We start from the raw sequence: 17557 nt of genomic DNA, 5'->3' as shown, positions 1-17557 counted from the left end.
GGCACTATTGCCGGTATTTTCCTTAAGGTACGGCTTACTTGGTTTTTAACGCCAGCGGATTCAGCGTCAGCTGCTGATAAGCTGCCACCCACGAAGAGTATTTCTCCGGAGCGGCCCACACGCGATAATGCATATGCGACATGGTCACCGGGTCGCTCAGCAAGACCAGACGACGATCGCGGTTAAGTTTATCCGGCGTCTCGTTCAGCGCCTGTTCAACGTGACGTTCGCGAGCGATATCCAGAATATGCCCGTGACGGTGGCGCGCGGTAGCCATCGCTGTTGCCAGCGCGTTAAACGACGGATTGAATACCGCATGCATAAAGCCATCGTCCAGAGAACGCTGGCGGTTCAGCGTCAGGTAAGCGTCAGTATCTTTTAGCACCTGCGGCGGAGAGTACTCTTCCGGGATCAGGAACAGCTTCCAGCGCTTAGTGCGCAGGCCAATGGTGGCGCGGCTGGAAATAGCCGACACGAACGGCGACAGAATCAGCGAGACCACGATCGGCGCCAGCCAGAACAGGAAACGCAGATCCAGCCATGCCATGCCCACCGCCCAGACCAGACCCAACAGCATCTGCGATCCGTGACGCATAAACGCTTCACCCCATGGGGTAGAGTCATCGTCACGCTGCGGCGAGTTCCACACCACTTCCCAGCCGAGAAACGCGCTGACCACAAAGACGGTATGGAACAGCATACGTACCGGCGCCAGCAGCACCGAAAACAGCACCTCCAGCAGCAGAGAGAGCGTGACGCGGATAAAGCCACCGTACTCTTTAGGCCCTTTACACCAAACCAGAATAATGCTCAGCAGCTTCGGCAGGAACAGCAGCACCATGGTCGAAGCAAACAGGGCTATAGCCAGCTCCGGGCGCCACTGCGGCCAGACCGGGAACAGCTGCCGCGGCTGCAGGAAGTACTGCGGTTCGGTCAAGGCATGCACTACCTGCAGAGCGGTAGAGAGCGCAAGGAACATAAACCACAGCGGTGCCGACAGGTATGACATCACGCCGGTCAGGAACACCGCACGGTGAACCGGATGCATCCCTTTAACCAGGAACAGGCGGAAGTTCATCAGGTTACCCTGACACCAGCGGCGATCGCGCTTCAGCTCGTCCAGCAGGTTTGGCGGCAGCTCTTCATAAGAGCCGGGAAGATCGTAAGCAATCCATACGCCCCACCCGGCGCGACGCATCAGCGCCGCTTCCACGAAGTCGTGCGACAGAATTGACCCGGCGAAGTTGCCCTCGCCCGGCAGCGGCGCCAGCGCGCAGTGCTCAATAAACGGTTTCACCCGGATAATCGCGTTGTGACCCCAGTAGTGGGATTCCCCCAACTGCCAGAAGTGCAAACCGGCGGTAAACAGCGGGCCGTAGACGCGGGTAGCAAACTGCTGGCAGCGCGCATAAAGCGTATCCATACCCGACGCGCGGGGTGAAGACTGAATGATCCCGGCATTCGGGTTCGCTTCCATCAGGCGCACCAGGCCGCTCAGACATTCACCGCTCATTACGGAGTCGGCATCCAGCACCACCATATAGCTGTACTGGCTCCCCCACCGACGGCAGAAGTCATCAATGTTACCGCTTTTACGCTTCACGCGGCGGCGGCGGCGACGGTAGAAGATCTGCCCTTCGCCCTGCACTTCGGCAATCAGCTCCATCCACGCTTTTTGCTCCGCCACACAGATGTCCGGGTTGTAGCTATCGCTCAGGATATAGACATCAAAGTGCTCGGCATTACCGCTGGCTTTTACCGACTCCCAGGTCGCGCGCAGGCCCGCGAATACGCGGTCAACGTCTTCGTTACAGATAGGCATGATAAGCGCGGTGCGATGCTCCGGATTCAACGGCTCATTCCCGACCGTTGACGCGGAGATACTGTACTTATCGCGGCCGATAAGTAGCTGCAGGAAGCCCATCAGCGCAGTCCAGAAACCCGCAGAAACCCAACAAAAAAGCACGGCGAAAAGAATCAGGATCCCGGACTGCAGCACATACGGCAGCAGCTGCATAAAGGAGATCCACAGGTTCTGTCCCACCATGTCCGCCGGGTTAATCAGCGCCCAGCCCTGGTAAGGCAAAATGGTTTTCATGTACCAGGTTGCCACGACGGTCTGCGCCAGGGTGAGCAGCAGAAGAATATAGCGACGAATAGAGCCGACGGTACGCCATTTCTGCTCGCTCGCCTGTTCCTCCTGACTGAGGCGAGAGAGATAGCGCGGAGTCACATCGCGTCCGCGCAGACGATCCCAGAAGCGCCCGACCGGGTTAGTACGCCATGGGTCCGGGAACATAGAGGAACGTTTTGCTTTCGGCATGGCGTTCAGCTGCGTGCGCCCTTCATCATCCTTCACCAGCTGATTACCGGCCAGTGAATCTGGCCAGCTATGCTCCAGTCGGGCTTTCACCGACCCCAGCGGGGAGTCATCTTCCCGTTTATAAACGTGATGTTCAGCGTCCAGTGCTTGATGTACGGCCTGCAGACTCGCGTCAGGTAACGCGCGCTTTTCTGCATCCGACAGCGGCAATGCATCGATGTACTTCGTTATCTTATTCATTGGCAGGCAGCTGATAGCTCCAGGTTTCGCTCAGCGTCTGGTCGGTATTGACCAGCGCAGCGCGCATATCCGTGGTTTTCTTAGGATCTTTCACTTTGACGCGCAGGATCATACGCCAGCCTTTAGTCACTGGGTTATAACGCACGGTGTTTTCAACGATTTCAGCGTTATCGCCGATGCTGGCCTGGGCAGTCACTGGCGTATCTGCGGGCAGCTTTTTCATCTCGGCGCCGGTGAAATCGACAATAAAGGCAATGGTGCCATCAGGCTGGCGAATCAGGTTCGATTGCTTGACGTCGCCGGTAGAACGGCGGGTCTGCATGACGTATGCGTTATCCGGCGCGTGCAGCTTGTCTTCATCGCGGCTGAAAGTGATGGTGTATTTGAAATTCATCTCTTTGCCGGGTTCGGGCAGCTGATCGGGCGTCCAGTAGGTAACGATGTTATCGTTAGTTTCATCATTGGTCGGGATTTCGACCAGTTCGATTTTGCCCTTACCCCAATCACCTTTCGGCGTAATCCATGCGCTGGGGCGCAGATCGTAGCGGTCATCAAGATCTTCAAAACGCGAGAACTGGCGACCACGCTGCAGCAGGCCAAAGCCCTGCGGGTTTTCCATCGCATAGCTGCTGACGGCAAGATGTTTTGGATTATTCAGCGGACGCCAGATCCACTCGCCGTTGCCGGCCAGGATGGACAGGCCGTTGGAGTCATGCAGCGCCGGACGATAGTTCGTGGTCGGCGACGGCTGATGTGGCCCAAACAGGAACATACTGGTCAACGGCGCCACGCCGAGCTTGCCGACTTTGTCGCGCAGATAGACCTTAGACTGCACGTCCACTACGGTGTCGCGGCCGGGCATAATCACGAAACGATAGGCGCCAGTTGCGCGCGGGGAATCAAGCAGGGCGTAAATCGTCAGGCGTTTATCGGTCGCTTTTGGACGCTCAATCCAGAACTCACGAAAACGCGGGAACTCTTCGCCGGAAGGCAGCGCGGTATCAATCGCCAGCCCACGAGCGGAAAGACCGTATACCTGACCCTGGCCAAGCACGCGGAAATAGCTGGCTCCGAGCATGCTGACGATTTCATCATTCTTGTCTTTGCTGTTGATCGGATACAGGACTTTGAAGCCCGCAAAGCCGAGGTCTTTAACCGTGTCTTTGTCGTGCTGGACGTTGCCAAAATTAAAATAGTCCGGGCTATATTTAATTTTACGTACGCTGGTTGCCGTCACTTCATTAATGGTGACCGGCGTATCGAAATACATCCCCTGGTGATAAAACTCGAGCTTGAATGGGCTTTTCAGATTATTCCAATAAGCTTTGTCGTGATTAAACTGAATTTGCTGATAGTCCGCATACTTCATATCGCGGAAGGCAGAGGGCAGGTTACTTTTAGGCGCTTCAAAGCCTTTGCCGGCTAACGTTTGTGCCTCTTTTGCGACGTCATCAATGCTGAATGCCCATGCAGATGAAGTACACAGGGACAACATTACGGCTGCGCTTAACCAACGCATTTTCATCATCTGTGGTTTATGTTTCATATAAGTAAGCACTTCCCCCTTTGTGTGCTTAAATCGATCCGATCTATTTTAATGGAAACTCAGGCATTCCGACAACATAATCCCTGCATTGTTCGGCCTGGCGGCACAGGGAATACGCAGTTCACTGCCCCGATTGCACTTTGCGTGCTTATCCTGGAGACAGATAACCAGAGTTCATGTAGGGTTGCAGAGAATTTAAACGTTATCACGTTGAGTGATAAGACGATTTGTCTGAGAATGTAGTGATATTGTATGAATAATACTCCGGTACAGCGTGAATATTTTTTCGATAGCATCCGCGCCTGGCTGATGCTGTTGGGGATCCCTTTTCACATCTCGCTTATTTACTCCAGCCACAGCTGGCACGTCAACAGCGCAGAGCCGTCGTGGTGGTTGACGTTGTTCAACGACTTCATCCATGCCTTTCGCATGCAGGTCTTCTTTGTTATTTCCGGCTATTTTTCCTACATGCTTTTTCTACGCTATCCGCTGAAGAAATGGTGGAAAGTTCGCGTTGAGCGGGTAGGCATTCCCATGTTAACTGCCATCCCTCTTTTGACGTTGCCACAGTTTATTATGCTGCAGTACGTTAACGGAAAAGCGGAAAACTGGCACACGCTTTCAGGCTATGACAAATTCAATACCCTTGCCTGGGAGCTGATTTCCCACCTGTGGTTTCTGCTCGTCCTGGTGGTCCTGACCTCGTTGGGCGTGGTGATGTTTAAATGGCTGACGCGCCAGCGTTCTGCCGCTGCGCCAACCTTCGGTGACACCGTCACATTAGGTCAGCTATCGATGATTTTTCTTGCCCTGGGCGTGCTGTATGCGGTCATTCGCCGCACCCTTTTTATTCTTTACCCGCCCATTCTCAGCAACGGCCTGTTCAATTTCGTCGTTATGCAGACGCTGTTTTATCTGCCTTTCTTTATTCTCGGCGCGCAGACGTTTATCAATTCACGCCTGAAGCTCATGTTCACTACGCCCTCCCCCTGGTGCTATACCGCAGCGCTACTGGGTTTTATCGCCTATCGTCTGAATCAGCAGTACGGCTCCGGCGATGGCTGGATGTATGAAACGGAATCCGTGATTACCATGGTGCTGGGGCTATGGATGGTCAACGTGGTCTTTTCGCTTGGCCACCGTCTGCTAAATTTCCAGTCCGCGCGGGTAACCTATTTCGTCAACGCATCGCTGTTTATCTATTTAGTGCACCATCCATTGACTCTGCTCTACGGGGCGTGGATCACGCCGATAATTAAGTCCAATACGCTGGGATTTATTACCGGGCTGGTATTTGTGGTGGGTATTGCGCTGGTCCTGTATGAAATCCACCTGCGAATACCGCTGTTGCGCTTTCTTTTTTCCGGAAAATTCCAGCAAAAAACGGCGAAGCCGCAGACTTCTGCCGGTTAAAAATTACGCTGCTGCGCTATCTGAGCACAGCAGCGCTATTTTCGCGTGAACACCAGGTTAAAGACATCGCGATAAAGCGTTTCCATCGCCGCTTTATCCACCGTCGGGGCAGTCGCCAGGTCGCAGCGATACGCCGCCCCTTCGGTTAATATCGCGATAAATTCGCAGGCGACGCTAATCTGTTCAGCGGTCATTTCGGGGTGGTAGTGCCGGGTAAGTTTTCCCCCCTCTTCTTTCAGGCGTCGATCGGCCTGGTTCATGATTTCTCGCAGGCGCGGATTTCGGGAGGCTTCGGCGTTAATCTCCATTAGCAGATAATTATCATTTTTCGTATTCTCGCTCGCCGGGATCGCGCCGGCTAAAACCGACGCCATGCGGGCCAAATCATGATTCCCGGCAACCATCTCGCCAACTCTGGCATTCACGATCTCGCTGACGATGACTTCGATAATCTCTTCTTTACTGGCAAAAACACGATAAAGCTGGCCGACGCTCAGACCAGCCCGCCGCGCGATATCCGCCACTGAGGCGCCGTGCAGGCCCTTTTCAGCAAAGCATTTTTGCGCCGCGACCACAATCTCCGTCCGGCGAAGCCGTTGTTTTTGTAGAACCTTCCCTTCAGCCACCGATAAATCTCCTGTCATGATGGATCCCCGCGATCGGAGGAAGCTATCATAACTTATTATGGCGACCGAGTTGTGCCCGACTCTCCTCCAGTAATCGGTTATAGATACTGGCGGTTTCGGCATCAAAGCAGACGAAACAAACGCGTTCCAGAGGATGGTAGCGAGTAAGAAATGCATTCACCGTATTAATGGCTATCTCGGCGGCAGCGTGTTTAGGGTAGCCGTAAACGCCGGTGCTGATAGCGGGGAAAGCAATAGAGCGGTAATTGTTTGCCGAGGCCAGCTGCAGGCTATTTTTATAGGCGTCCGCCAGTAATTCCGCCTCCTGCCTGTCACCACCGTGCCAGATCGGCCCGACGGCATGAATGACCGCGCTGGCGGGCAGGTTTCCTGCCGTCGTTATCACCGCATGGCCCGGCGGACACTCCCCCTGCTGCTGGCGCACAACTTTGCAGGCAGCCAGCAGATCCGGGCCTGCTGCGCGGTGAATTGCGCCATCTACGCCTCCTCCGCCCAGCAGCGAAGGGTTTGCTGCATTGACGATAACGTCGACCGCCAGCGTGGTAATGTCGCCGAGAATTACCTCAGGTTGAACAGCCATTTCTCCTCCTGTCGGCATGCGTCTTGAAATAGATAAACGAGGATAATATGGCACGATCGCCCCCGGGACGAAAGCATGGGGGCGCCGGAGGTTAGCGATAATCAACGTCCAGAATAGCGAGAGTCCGTTGTGGGTTAATATATCTCAACTGCGCGGAACGGATATTTTCATTGTGAACATCCCCTTTCTCCAGCTGACGGGCAGAGATCCGCACCGTTTCCGCCCTCGGACAATCCATCACCACCTGATTCTTGATAGCATTGAGCTGACAGGGCGCTTCCACAACTCTTCCATAGAAATGAATAACACCGGCGACTGTCTGTTCGGCAATCGCCGGGCTGAAACTCGTGGGTAAAAAAAACAGGGCCGCAAGTGATATGTATCTAATTGTTTTCATTGTAAAACCCCTCTGCTTGTTGGTCTAGCTATTAAATAAAGCACAGCCATCCATGAGCGCATCGAGTTACATTTTTTTACCTCAGCCCAATTGTATTAACATTTTAAAAACAAATAACCAGCATTTATATAAATATGATTACAAAATCGATTCACTGACTATCAGTACAGTTTATCGTGCTGATTTATAGAGGAAAATAAACTAAGGAAGGAGAAGGCTATAGACGATATTCTGCCAAAAACAGCAAAAGAGCCCGTAGGCTCTTTTAACACATGAATACAGGGAAGGTTGAGAAGCAGTATGAGCGAAGCGCGGTTAACGACTTTCGTTAGCCAGGGATTTATTCTTTTCCGCCCGCGTCGCCAGCCACAGGCCGCTATTTTTCATGGCATAGCCAAAGACCAGCCCCAGCGCCAGTGAAGGTAAAACCAAACGCCAGTCGCCGTTAGCGGCAAAGGTCGCACAGGCGCCGATAAAGGTGCCCGGCACAAAAGAGAGTAATAGCTGGCGCGCCTGAATGCACATCATAAACGCCACGATACCGGTCATGATATAGCTCACTATTTCCAGCTGAGGCGCCAGCGCGCTGCCGTGAATAATCACCAGCGCCCACGCTACGCCGCTCAATACCGTACAGGTGGAAATAACCAGCCCTTTTAACCCACCTTGCGGACAGGCAAAGTAAGCCGTACAGCCGAGAAATCCCGCCCAGCTCAGCAGACCCAGTGCGACCGCTACCCATCCCCAAATTGCAGAGAGTAAGCCCGTCGTTAATGCGATTGCGAAGAGTATGTTCATGGCGCGTATCATAGCAGAAACGCGCCGGCCAAATGAGATATGGAACACACTAAATGAATTAAGAAATCACTCGTTGCATTTTAATTGTGATTTAAGTCACAATTTATTGTTCACCTTCTTCCTGGAGTTCATCCCACATGGCTGAAAGCGCTTCACGAGTTAGCGGAGCCATCGTGCGCCAGAACGGCGTAGTCGCATGCGCTTCAACCTTGCCAAGGAATGCGCCGCACCAGGGGAGAATATACTCAGCAAACAGCGTTTCCAGAACTTCGCTTTCATCTTCTGCCGCGTGATCTTCCAGCCAGGATGCGGCCAGCAGTAAGGATCCTAAGTGATCCGCCGCGCCCTCACCCGTGGGAACTCCATGCGCGCTGAGGAAAGCTCGCACTTCAGCTTCCGTAGCGCCCTCTACCCATGCGCGACGAAATGGCGCTACGCTGCACTCTTCACCGACAAACAACGCGTTGTAGTCAGCAGCCAGAGCCTGCATATCGCAGCTCTTTTGCAGGCGCTCCAGCAGTTCATCCTGCTCCAGCGGCCAGCTTGCCGCCAGCTTCCCTTCGCGAATAAGGGTAAATAGCGGAACCAGCAGCGGATCCTGCGGCTGACGGTAATAGAGAGAGCCCAGCACGCGGCAGAGGATTGAAAACTCGTTCATTCAGTTATTCCAGTTATTCAAATTAAAGTTCAGCAAATTCCGCAATCGCTGGCATCCCACGCGATTCCAGGAAATTAAGCAGACGCCGGGGCGTCACGTTTAGAATCCGCTCCTGCGGAAAATCTACGGCATCAAGGATTTTACGGCATTCGGTAAAATCACCGAGCGTGAATGCCGTATGAGAATCTGAGCCCAACGCCACCCAACCGCCGGCATCCCGTACGGCCGCCGCGACGGCACGGCAATTATCTTCACTGCCAATGCGTGACGAGACAAAAGATGAGTTATTGATTTCCAGCGCCACATGGTGCTTCGCCGCGGCGGCGGCAATAGCCGGAATATCAACAGGAAATTTCGGGTTCCCCGGATGACTGATGATATGCACCGTACCGCTCGCGATGGTGGCGATCATGGCCTCAGTATTCGTGGCTTTATCCTGCGGAGGAAACACCGGCTCGTGAAAGCCAGCAATAATCAGGTCCAGCGAATTGAGCATCGGGCCGGTACAGTCTATTTCGCCCTGGGTATTTTTAATGTTGGCTTCAATACCGCGCAGAATACCAACGCCATCCACCAGACGCGGCCAGATACGCATATTGATAAAATGCCAGTGGTGCGGCGCATCGGCCATATCTGGCCCGTGATCGGTAATGGCAAAGAGTTTGATCCCCTTGCGCTTGGCTTCCGCAATGTAGTCGTGCAGGGTACTGTAAGCGTGGGTGCTGGCGACGGTATGCATGTGCAGGTCAACAGGATACATCACAATCTCCTTCTCTGTTTGTGGCAAGAATAGCAGGAATCTGCGCCTGAGAGCAGCAAAAACCCCGCGCAGGCGGGGCTGACGCTTAGTATCCCAGCTGGCGATCGACCTGCCCGCTGACCGTTTCACCCCGTTCCATTTGACCGATGGTTTTGGCGATAAAAGCAATGGCTTCCAGAGGCCGGGTAACGGCCGCCACGTGGGGCGTCATTGCCACGCGCGGATGGCGCCACAGCGGGCTCGCTTCGGGCAGCGGTTCACGGCTGAAAACATCCAGCATCGCGCCTTTCAACTTACCGCTATTCAACGCGTCCAGCAGATCGTCTTCAACCACATGTACTCCGCGGGCCAGATTCAGCACATAGCTATTATCCGGCAGCTGCGCCAGGCGCGAGCTGTTAATAATTCCCACGGTTTCCGCCGTGTTGGGCAACAGGTTAATCAGCACTCGTGTTCCGTTCAGGAAGGTGTTCAGCTCCTTTTCCCCGGCAAAGCTGGTGACCTGCGGCCAGGATTTGCGGCTGCGGCTCCAGATGCGTAGCGGGAATCCCCAGTACTGCAGAGCTTCGGCGACCTTTGCGCCAAGCACGCCCGCCCCCATAATCCCGATGGGAAAGTCTTCGCGCTGATACTCCTCCAGCGGCTGCCAGCGCGCTTCTTGCTTTAAATCCTGATAGTCATCAAAACGACGGAACCAGTGTAGCACCTGGCTCACCGCATACTCTTGCATTTGTAATCCCATGCCGGTGTCTTCCAGACGGAATAGTGGCGTCGACAACGGCAGCATTTCCGGATGCTCACGCAGTTTGCTCAGGATGGAATCGACGCCGGCGCCAAGGGCAAAGACGGCTTTTAAATCGCGGCCTTGCAGCATTTCTACCGGCGGATGCCAGACCAGCGCATAGTCAGCGGGTTGTTCATCGCCGGATTTCCACTCGCGAACTCGCGCGCCGGGGAGCTGTTTTTCCAGTTCCGCAATCCAGAAAAGGGTGTCAAAGGTCGGGTGGTAAAAAATGATATCCATAAAGGCTCCTGATAGCCGACGCTACAGGCAGGTTAGGTTAGCGCCGCGTTTTACTCGTTGTTTTCTATTGGTTTGCCAGCATAGCAAATTTCGTTCGGGGAGCGTGTGAAAAAGAGAATGGTGACAAAAAAAACGATTCTCGCGCGTTTAAGGAGCAAGTTGCTTGAAGTTTGGCTAAACGCGCGATTTTTTTAAAAAGTTGATTGACGGGCGATACGTATTTCCCTAAATTAGCGCCCGTTCCCGACAATAACGGGAAAGACAATATGGTGAGGTGTCCGAGTGGCTGAAGGAGCACGCCTGGAAAGTGTGTATACGGCAACGTATCGGGGGTTCGAATCCCCCCCTCACCGCCATATTTTAAGAAGAGCTCGTACGCAAGTACGGGCTTTTTTTTCGTCTATTGCACGCCACCGCCCGGTAGCCCGGACAGGCGCATCGCGCCGCCTCCGGGAACAGCCCCCTTCTGCGGCTTCAGACTCTGTTCGACAGCCTGCGCCTTGTGGATTCAGGCAAATGCTAATCCTCCTCCATCCGCTGATACTCTTCGCTCAGGAAATCAACCAGCGCCCTGACCGAGGGGAGCAACCCGCGGCGTGAGGCAAACACCGCATGAATCACCTCCCTGCGCGGCTGCCACTCATCGAGGACAACCACCAGCTCGCCGGCCGCCAGCTGATCGCGCACCATTAATAAAGGAAGCTGTACCACCCCAACGCCAGCGATTGCCGCTTCGCGCAGCGCCAACATATCCGTGGTGACCAGCCGGGGTGTAAAGTAGACTTCCGCCCGTGCGCCCTCCGGGCCGGTCAACTGCCACTTATGCTGATGTTTGCCTGCGCACAGGCTCAATCCCGGCCAATCGCTTAATTCTGACGGCGCCACAGGCTGCCCCTTTTGCTCTACTAACTGTGGACTGGCGACCAGGCGGTGACCACGATCGGCGAGAACGCGCATTACCAGATCGCTATCCTTTATCGGCCTTGGGCGTACGCGGATCGCGATGTCAACGCCCTCTCCAACGACATCAACTCGTCGGTTTGTGGCTTCCAGCTGCAGATTAACTCCCGGATAGCGCACCATAAACCGCGCCAGCATAGGCCCGACGTGCGCATGCAATAGCGTCACCGGACAGGTCAGCTTGACGCTTCCTCGGGGCTCGGAACGCAGGGTCTCTACCGCCTGCTCTGCCGCTTCCGCCTCTATCAGCATCGCCTTGCAGTGCTGATAGAAGGTGTGCCCCACCTCCGTTACCGCAAACTGACGAGTTGTCCGTTGAATCAAACGTACGCCGAGGCGTTCTTCTAACTGGGCGATTCGCCGGCTCAGTTTGGATTTAGGCTGATCGAGCGCTCTGCCCGCTGCCGCGAATCCTCCGTGATCCACCACCTGCACAAACCAGGCTAAATCGTTGAGATCCTGCATTCTTCCTCCATCGTTCCATTTTTGGAACAGTATAGGCCGTTTTTGCTATCTACCGGAGTATTAGTGGTGAATATAAGCTTATTCACATCAGAAACAGATGCACTGGAGAAAGCCATGAAACAGATTACCGGAATCTACACCGCGCCTGCGCAGCATTGGGTAGGCGATGGTTTCCCGGTTCGCTCAATGTTCTCTTATCAGACGCACGGCGAACAGCTAAGCCCCTTCCTGCTACTTGACTATGCAGGCCCTCATCACTTCCCGGCAGGGTCCGAGAAACGCGGCGTCGGCGAACATCCGCATCGCGGATTTGAAACCGTCACCGTGGTGTACTCCGGCGAAGTTGAACATCGAGACTCAACAGGCAGAGGCGGCGTCATTGGACCGGGCGATGTGCAGTGGATGACCGCAGGCGCCGGGATCCTGCACGAAGAGTTCCACTCGGCGGAATTTACCCGCTCCGGCGGCGAGCTGAAAATGATTCAGCTGTGGGTCAATCTTCCGGCTAAAGACAAGATGACGCATCCCGGCTATCAAAGCATCACGGCGGATGCCATCCCTGACGCCGAGCTGCCGGATAACGCTGGCCGCATGCGGGTGATTGCCGGGCGCTATCAGGATGTTGTCGGACCGGCGCATACCTTTTCGCCGCTTAACGTATGGGACCTGCAGCTAAACCAGAGTCATGAGGTAACCCTGCATCAGCCCGCTGGCTGGAGCACGGCGCTGGTGGTGCTGGAAGGTGAAATCGTGGTGAACGGCGAGGGTAACGCCCGCGAAGGTCAGCTGGTGGTGCTCAGCCAAAAAGGTGAAACGCTCCACCTCGCGGCCAATAGTCACGCCAAAGTGCTGCTGATGGCCGGCGAGCCGCTGCAGGAGCCGATCGTGGGCTACGGCCCGTTTGTGATGAATACCAAAGCGCAAATCGCAGAAGCGGTTCGTGATTTTAATAGCGGCCGCTTCGGCCAAATCTGATACTGAATGAGGTGAAGAATATGTCTACCCCAGCTAACTTTAATGGTTCTCGTCCTGTTATTGATGTCAATGATACCGCCATGCTGCTGATCGACCACCAGAGCGGTCTCTTCCAGACCGTAGGCGATATGCCGATGCCGGAGCTACGGGCGCGCGCCGCCGCGCTGGCAAAAATGGCCTCGTTAGCCGGTATTCCGGTGATCACCACGGCATCGGTGCCGCAGGGACCGAACGGGCCGCTAATCCCTGAGATCCATGAGAATGCGCCCCATGCGCACTATATTGCGCGTAAGGGGGAGATCAACGCCTGGGATAATCCGGAATTTGTGGCCGCGGTAAAGGCCACCGGCCGTAAAACATTGATTATTGCCGGGACGATTACCAGCGTTTGCATGGCGTTCCCGGCAATTGCCGCCGTCGCCGACGGCTATAGAGTTTTTGCCGTCATCGATGCCTCCGGCACCTATAGCAAGATGGCGCAGGAGATCACTCTCGCCCGGGTCGTTCAGGCGGGCGTCGTGCCGATGGATACCGCCGCGGTCGCTTCCGAACTGCAGCGCACATGGAATCGACCGGACGCCGCAGAATGGGCTGAGGTTTATACTAAAGTCTTCCCGGCATACCAGCTGCTGATCGAGAGCTATGCCAAAGCGCAGGACGTGGTGAAGAATAACGAACAGCTTGATTCACAGCGTTAAAACGCCTGCCCCGCCGCGCTACGACGGGGCAGTGTTCAATGCTTAACCGAACGATATCAAAAGAATAAATACTGCTTGACCGTTTTAGCGCAACTCCCTATAGTAGCGCCCCGTTGCCCACCCAAGGTGAGCAGCAAAACAATATGGTGAGGTGTCCGAGTGGCTGAAGGAGCACGCCTGGAAAGTGTGTATACGGCAACGTATCGGGGGTTCGAATCCCCCCCTCACCGCCATATTTTAAGAAGAGCTCGTACGCAAGTACGGGCTTTTTTTTCGCCTATTGCGCGCCACCGGGGGGATGAGAAGCCCCGACGGGCCGAAATAGAGTCACGGCGCGGCCATTTTATGACCGCCCTCACCCCTGCACATCGCCCTTCACTTCATCGCAGCGCGAAAGAGCAACCTCGGTTAACGATATGACGCGGTCGTACTTCACCAATAAATTTATAAACGACAAAGAGAGAACGACCAGACCGATATAGCCATATGCCAGCCCCATAACCCAATCATGACCTGCTACAGGTTTTGCTAACGTAATAACCATAGAGATTATCCCTGGCAGAATACCAAGTTTATCGACGGGGCCGACAATAAGATTGATTCTTTTACTCAGAAACTCACGTTCGTGCTTTATCTCGAGCAGCCCCAACTCCAGGGTAGGCTTGCCTAAGCGTACAAAATCCGCAAGAAAACGCTCGTCGGTTAAGGCCTCTTTTTTAATATTTTGTTCTACGCTGGCGCTAAGCGGCATGGTGAAGAAGTATTTTATCGTGTTTCGCTGCTGGTAGATTTTAATGATTGGCATGAGAATCAGCACTACATAGGAAAGTGCTATGAGTACGATCGACAAATCAATAAGCCAGCGGCCTGAGGGCTTGATCAGCATATACCCGCCCATTGCGCCAAAGGAAACCAGAACCATCCCCACTAACCCGATAAATAGCCACCGGTCAGATTTACCTTTATCGCCGGCGAGTAATTTGTTTTTTAAAGCCGCTTCATGCGACTTAAGTAATTCAATATAGTTCAGCAAACCGCTGTTATTTTCATTCATAGCGCACTCCCGCTAAAGGTGATAAAAGAGCCTGAAACACTATCCACGCTAATGATAAACTGCCGAAGCGTTACCACTCACTATCCAGGAAGGAATATGAGCACTATTGCCGTTGTTGTTCTGACTTACGTTAAACCGCTTGAAGAAGTAGATGCCCAGTTTGCCGCACACGTGGAATGGCTTAAGCAAGGGTATGCTGAGGGAATATTTCTCGCGTCGGGGCGTAAAATCCCCAGGTCCGGGGGCGTGATTCTGGCTAAAGGCGATGATATGACTGCGCTGCAAAATCGGTTAAGCCTGGACCCATTTCAGCAATCTGGCGTCGCGAAGGCCGAAATCATTCCCTTTGAAGCCACGATGACCAGCCCTTCACTGCAGGCCTTGCTGTAATTAAGCAAAAACAAAGCCCGGTTTCCCGGGCTTTGCAGACTAAGAAACTATCAGTAGTAGGCTTTCAAAGCGCGCTGGCAAAGCATTGAACGCACGCAATCGTCCGTCGTAAAGCGCACGATCCCCACCATTTCATCTTCCTCAAAACGCGCCAGCGCATCGGCCAGACCCGACCGCACGCCTGAAGGTAAATCGCACTGGGTGATGTCGCCGTTGACGATAACCGTCACGTTCTCCCCGAGGCGGGTCAAAAACATCTTCATTTGCGCCGCGGTCACGTTCTGGGCCTCGTCCAGAATCACCACCGCATTTTCAAATGTACGTCCGCGCATATAGGCGAACGGCGCGATTTCCACCTTGCCGATTTCCGGGCGCAGGCAGTATTGCATAAAGGAAGCCCCCAGCCTCCTCACCAGCACGTCATAAACCGGGCGGAAATAGGGAGCAAACTTCTCGGCGATATCTCCCGGTAAGAAGCCGAGGTCTTCGTCGGCCTGCAGAACGGGACGGGTAACAATAATTCTGTCCACATCTTTATGAATCAGGGCTTCAGCAGCTTTCGCCGCGCTAATCCAGGTCTTACCGCACCCGGCCTCGCCCGTGGCAAAGATCAGCTGTTTATTGTCGATGGCGTTCAAATAATGCGCCTGAGCCTCATTGCGCGCTTCAATTGGCGATAGATCGCGGCTATCCCGCGCCATGCCAATGGCTTCTACGCCACTCATTTGCACAAGCGATGTGACCGATTCTTCTTCGCGCTGCTTATGGCTTCGCGAATCCTGTCTCAGCACACGTTTGGCCTCACGACGAGCTCTGGTCACTGCTTTTTGTCTTCCCATGGATAGCACCTTGCGTTGTTGGTTTACATCACACGCGTCACGTTCGACACGATTATGCGCACTAACGATTGAGGTTTGGCTTCCTTGTAAGCCATTGCTTGCCTGACGAATTGGCAGAGGGTCACGGCTACGCGCACCGATAACCTTGCCTGGGTTCAGATATTCTGTGATAGAGGGGGATGATTTGGCGGTGAGAAAATCGCGGCCGGAAGTGGGGCTTCCGTGCTGATGAGTACGGTATCGGGTTTGACGTTTTCCGTTACAGCAATCGGGCATTCGCGATCTCCATAATGAAACGATACTGCTGCCGAGAACTACCGCGTCTGTAATAAGTACATCAGAAATAATTCTAAGCGCAACTTATTTTTCACATACAGACAACAAATAATTCTCATGGCGGCTCGGGAGAGTTTCCGACTATAAGATTACAGAAAAATGAAACAAGGCAGGAAATACAAAAAATGAATGGAAAAACAGCAGAAAACGCCCTGCCCCGGAGGGCAGGTACGTCAGGCTTCGACTAACGATTGACCGAGATAATGTTGAGGGTCAACGACCCCCGGCAGAACAAAAAAGTATCCGCCGCCAATCGGCTTCACGTACTCTTCCAGGGCTTCTCCGTTCAGCCGCTTTTGCACCGTCAGGAAGCCTTTTTCCAGATCGTGCTGATAGCAGACAAACAGCAGCCCCATATCCAGCTGGCCGGAATTCGTGACCCCCAGCGAATAACTGTAGCCCCGACGCATCATCAGGCTGGAGGCCGTTTCCGGAGTGCGCGGGTTGGCCAACCGAATATGACTGTCGAGCGCAATGATTTCGCCGTCAGGATCGTTACGGTAATCGGGCACATCGTGCTCGTGCTCCATCCCCAGCGGCGCTCCGGTCAGTTTTTCGCGGCCAAAAATGGTCTGCTGCTCTTTCAGCGGCGTGCGGTCCCAAAACTCAACGTGGAACTGAATAATCCGCGCCGCCTGGTAGCTACCGCCCGTCGCCCATGCCGGTTCCCCCTGATCGGCGGTTACCCACACCACCTTGTCCATTAACGCAGTATCCGAACTCAATGGATTCGCGGTGCCGTCTTTAAAGCCCAGCAGATTCACCGGCGTCTCTTTACCCTTGCTGCGCGCGGCGCTATCGGAGATGAATCCCTCCCGCTTCCAGCGCACGCTGAGTAAATCCGGCGTGTGTTTAATCACATCCCGCAGCGCGTGAATCACCGTATCCTGAGTATTGGCGCAAATTTGCAGCAACAGATCGCCGTGACAGAGCGCCGCATCCAGCGAGTCGTTAGGAAAACGGGTCATTTTTTGCAGCTTCTTCGGCGCATGGCTGGCCAGACCGAAGCGTTCGTCAAACAGCGAATGCCCCACCGAAACGGTTATCGTCAGGTTATCCGGGGCGATCCACGGCCCAAGAATGCCCGAGTCCATCGGCGGCAGCCGCGGGTTCGGCGTCTCCGGCGCGGGCCCCCCCTTAGTCAGAAAGGCGATCCGCTGGGTCAGCAGACGAAACAGTCTTTCCAGATCCGCTTTATCACCGGCGAGGACATCAAATGCGACGATCATCATCGATGCCTGCTGCGGCGTCAGCACGCCGGCCTGGTGCAAACCATAAAACGGCTGCGCTTCCATGCGCGCATCGGGGGAGACCGTACCCGGTGAGCTTTTCTCTTTTGCCGCATGCGCCACCGGGCAGCCACCGGTCAAGGCCAGCGCGCCGCCAAGCGCGCCGATCCCTTTGAGTAACCGCCGACGCGACGGTTCATTGATAGGGTATTTTTGCTCTGCCAT

Annotated in this window: 17 protein-coding genes and 2 tRNA genes; 6 read left to right on the top strand and 13 right to left on the bottom strand. The window is 54.4% G+C overall.

Features of this window, described 5'->3' with window-relative positions; translation table 11 throughout:
• Positions 1–34: 34 nt before the first annotated feature.
• Positions 35–2563 carry a glucans biosynthesis glucosyltransferase MdoH gene (mdoH, locus tag K2184_RS21305; protein ID WP_163525354.1) on the bottom strand — a complete coding sequence of 843 codons (2529 nt, stop codon included), beginning with the start codon at positions 2561–2563 and terminating at the stop codon, positions 35–37.
• Complete coding sequence (mdoG, locus tag K2184_RS21300; RefSeq protein ID WP_004101027.1) at positions 2556–4109, bottom strand: glucans biosynthesis protein MdoG; 1554 nt, start codon at positions 4107–4109, stop codon at positions 2556–2558. The genes mdoH and mdoG overlap by 8 nt, the downstream gene beginning before the upstream one ends.
• A gap of 252 nt (positions 4110–4361) precedes the next feature.
• On the opposite strand from mdoG, the gene mdoC reads away from it, so the two are divergent.
• Entirely contained in the window at positions 4362–5522 is a 1161-nt protein-coding gene (gene mdoC, locus K2184_RS21295; protein ID WP_024274024.1) for a glucans biosynthesis protein MdoC, read from the top strand.
• Positions 5523–5557: 35 nt separating this feature from the next.
• Here mdoC and K2184_RS21290 read toward each other — a convergent pair whose 3' ends face one another.
• The 7 genes from K2184_RS21290 to ghrA all read right to left on the bottom strand — a co-directional run bounded on the left by K2184_RS21290 (position 5558) and on the right by ghrA (position 10386).
• On the bottom strand, positions 5558–6148 hold the full coding sequence (locus K2184_RS21290) for a TetR/AcrR family transcriptional regulator (RefSeq protein WP_017146137.1): 591 nt from the start codon (positions 6146–6148) through the stop codon (positions 5558–5560).
• Positions 6149–6194: 46 nt separating this feature from the next.
• Positions 6195–6749 carry an O-acetyl-ADP-ribose deacetylase gene (gene ymdB, locus K2184_RS21285; protein WP_004112127.1) on the bottom strand — a complete coding sequence of 185 codons (555 nt, stop codon included), beginning with the start codon at positions 6747–6749 and terminating at the stop codon, positions 6195–6197.
• A 91-nt stretch (positions 6750–6840) separates the two neighbouring features.
• Positions 6841–7146, bottom strand: a complete 306-nt coding sequence (locus K2184_RS21280) for a type 1 fimbrial protein (protein ID WP_004101022.1) — start codon at positions 7144–7146, stop codon at positions 6841–6843.
• Between the two features lie 315 nt (positions 7147–7461).
• Positions 7462–7944 (bottom strand): DUF1097 domain-containing protein, encoded by a 483-nt coding sequence (locus tag K2184_RS21275; protein WP_032726141.1) that lies wholly within the window; start codon positions 7942–7944, stop codon positions 7462–7464.
• 103 nt (positions 7945–8047) lie between these two features.
• Complete coding sequence (locus tag K2184_RS21270) at positions 8048–8602, bottom strand: TorD/DmsD family molecular chaperone (RefSeq protein WP_004101018.1); 555 nt, start codon at positions 8600–8602, stop codon at positions 8048–8050.
• Between the two features lie 22 nt (positions 8603–8624).
• Positions 8625–9362 (bottom strand): phosphatase, encoded by a 738-nt coding sequence (locus K2184_RS21265; protein ID WP_004101016.1) that lies wholly within the window; start codon positions 9360–9362, stop codon positions 8625–8627.
• 85 nt (positions 9363–9447) lie between these two features.
• A complete protein-coding gene (ghrA, locus tag K2184_RS21260; RefSeq protein ID WP_163525352.1) occupies positions 9448–10386 on the bottom strand; it encodes a glyoxylate/hydroxypyruvate reductase GhrA in 939 nt (312 codons plus the stop codon).
• 268 nt (positions 10387–10654) lie between these two features.
• Here ghrA and K2184_RS21255 point away from each other — a divergent pair.
• Positions 10655–10742 (top strand) — tRNA-Ser (locus K2184_RS21255).
• A gap of 163 nt (positions 10743–10905) precedes the next feature.
• On the opposite strand, the gene K2184_RS21250 is transcribed toward K2184_RS21255, so the two are convergent.
• Entirely contained in the window at positions 10906–11811 is a 906-nt protein-coding gene (locus K2184_RS21250; protein ID WP_163525350.1) for a LysR family transcriptional regulator, read from the bottom strand.
• A gap of 114 nt (positions 11812–11925) precedes the next feature.
• On the opposite strand from K2184_RS21250, the gene K2184_RS21245 reads away from it, so the two are divergent.
• The 3 genes from K2184_RS21245 to K2184_RS21235 all read left to right on the top strand — a co-directional run bounded on the left by K2184_RS21245 (position 11926) and on the right by K2184_RS21235 (position 13717).
• The gene (locus K2184_RS21245; protein WP_064345210.1) at positions 11926–12786 is read left to right on the top strand and encodes a pirin family protein; all 861 of its coding nucleotides are present in this window, start codon (positions 11926–11928) and stop codon (positions 12784–12786) included.
• A gap of 20 nt (positions 12787–12806) precedes the next feature.
• The gene (locus tag K2184_RS21240) at positions 12807–13484 is read left to right on the top strand and encodes an isochorismatase family protein (protein ID WP_004101006.1); all 678 of its coding nucleotides are present in this window, start codon (positions 12807–12809) and stop codon (positions 13482–13484) included.
• Positions 13485–13629: 145 nt separating this feature from the next.
• Positions 13630–13717: transfer RNA gene (locus K2184_RS21235), tRNA-Ser, on the top strand.
• Between the two features lie 122 nt (positions 13718–13839).
• Here the strand turns inward: K2184_RS21235 and K2184_RS21230 are convergent.
• On the bottom strand, positions 13840–14538 hold the full coding sequence (locus K2184_RS21230) for a hypothetical protein (RefSeq protein ID WP_160887662.1): 699 nt from the start codon (positions 14536–14538) through the stop codon (positions 13840–13842).
• A gap of 96 nt (positions 14539–14634) precedes the next feature.
• Here K2184_RS21230 and K2184_RS21225 point away from each other — a divergent pair, with 96 nt between their 5' ends.
• Positions 14635–14928, top strand: coding sequence for a YciI family protein (locus tag K2184_RS21225; RefSeq protein ID WP_032728056.1), 294 nt, complete (start codon positions 14635–14637; stop codon positions 14926–14928).
• Between the two features lie 50 nt (positions 14929–14978).
• Here K2184_RS21225 and phoH read toward each other — a convergent pair whose 3' ends face one another.
• A complete protein-coding gene (phoH, locus tag K2184_RS21220) occupies positions 14979–15767 on the bottom strand; it encodes a phosphate starvation-inducible protein PhoH (protein ID WP_017146145.1) in 789 nt (262 codons plus the stop codon).
• Between the two features lie 509 nt (positions 15768–16276).
• Complete coding sequence (gene efeB / locus K2184_RS21215) at positions 16277–17557, bottom strand: iron uptake transporter deferrochelatase/peroxidase subunit (RefSeq protein ID WP_004112110.1); 1281 nt, start codon at positions 17555–17557, stop codon at positions 16277–16279.

The organism is Klebsiella sp. K5-306 (assembly GCF_051835185.1).
Taxonomy (GTDB): domain Bacteria; phylum Pseudomonadota; class Gammaproteobacteria; order Enterobacterales; family Enterobacteriaceae; genus Klebsiella; species Klebsiella oxytoca.
Note: the sequence above shows the minus strand (reverse complement) of the source record. Positions and strands in the feature narration are given on the sequence as shown.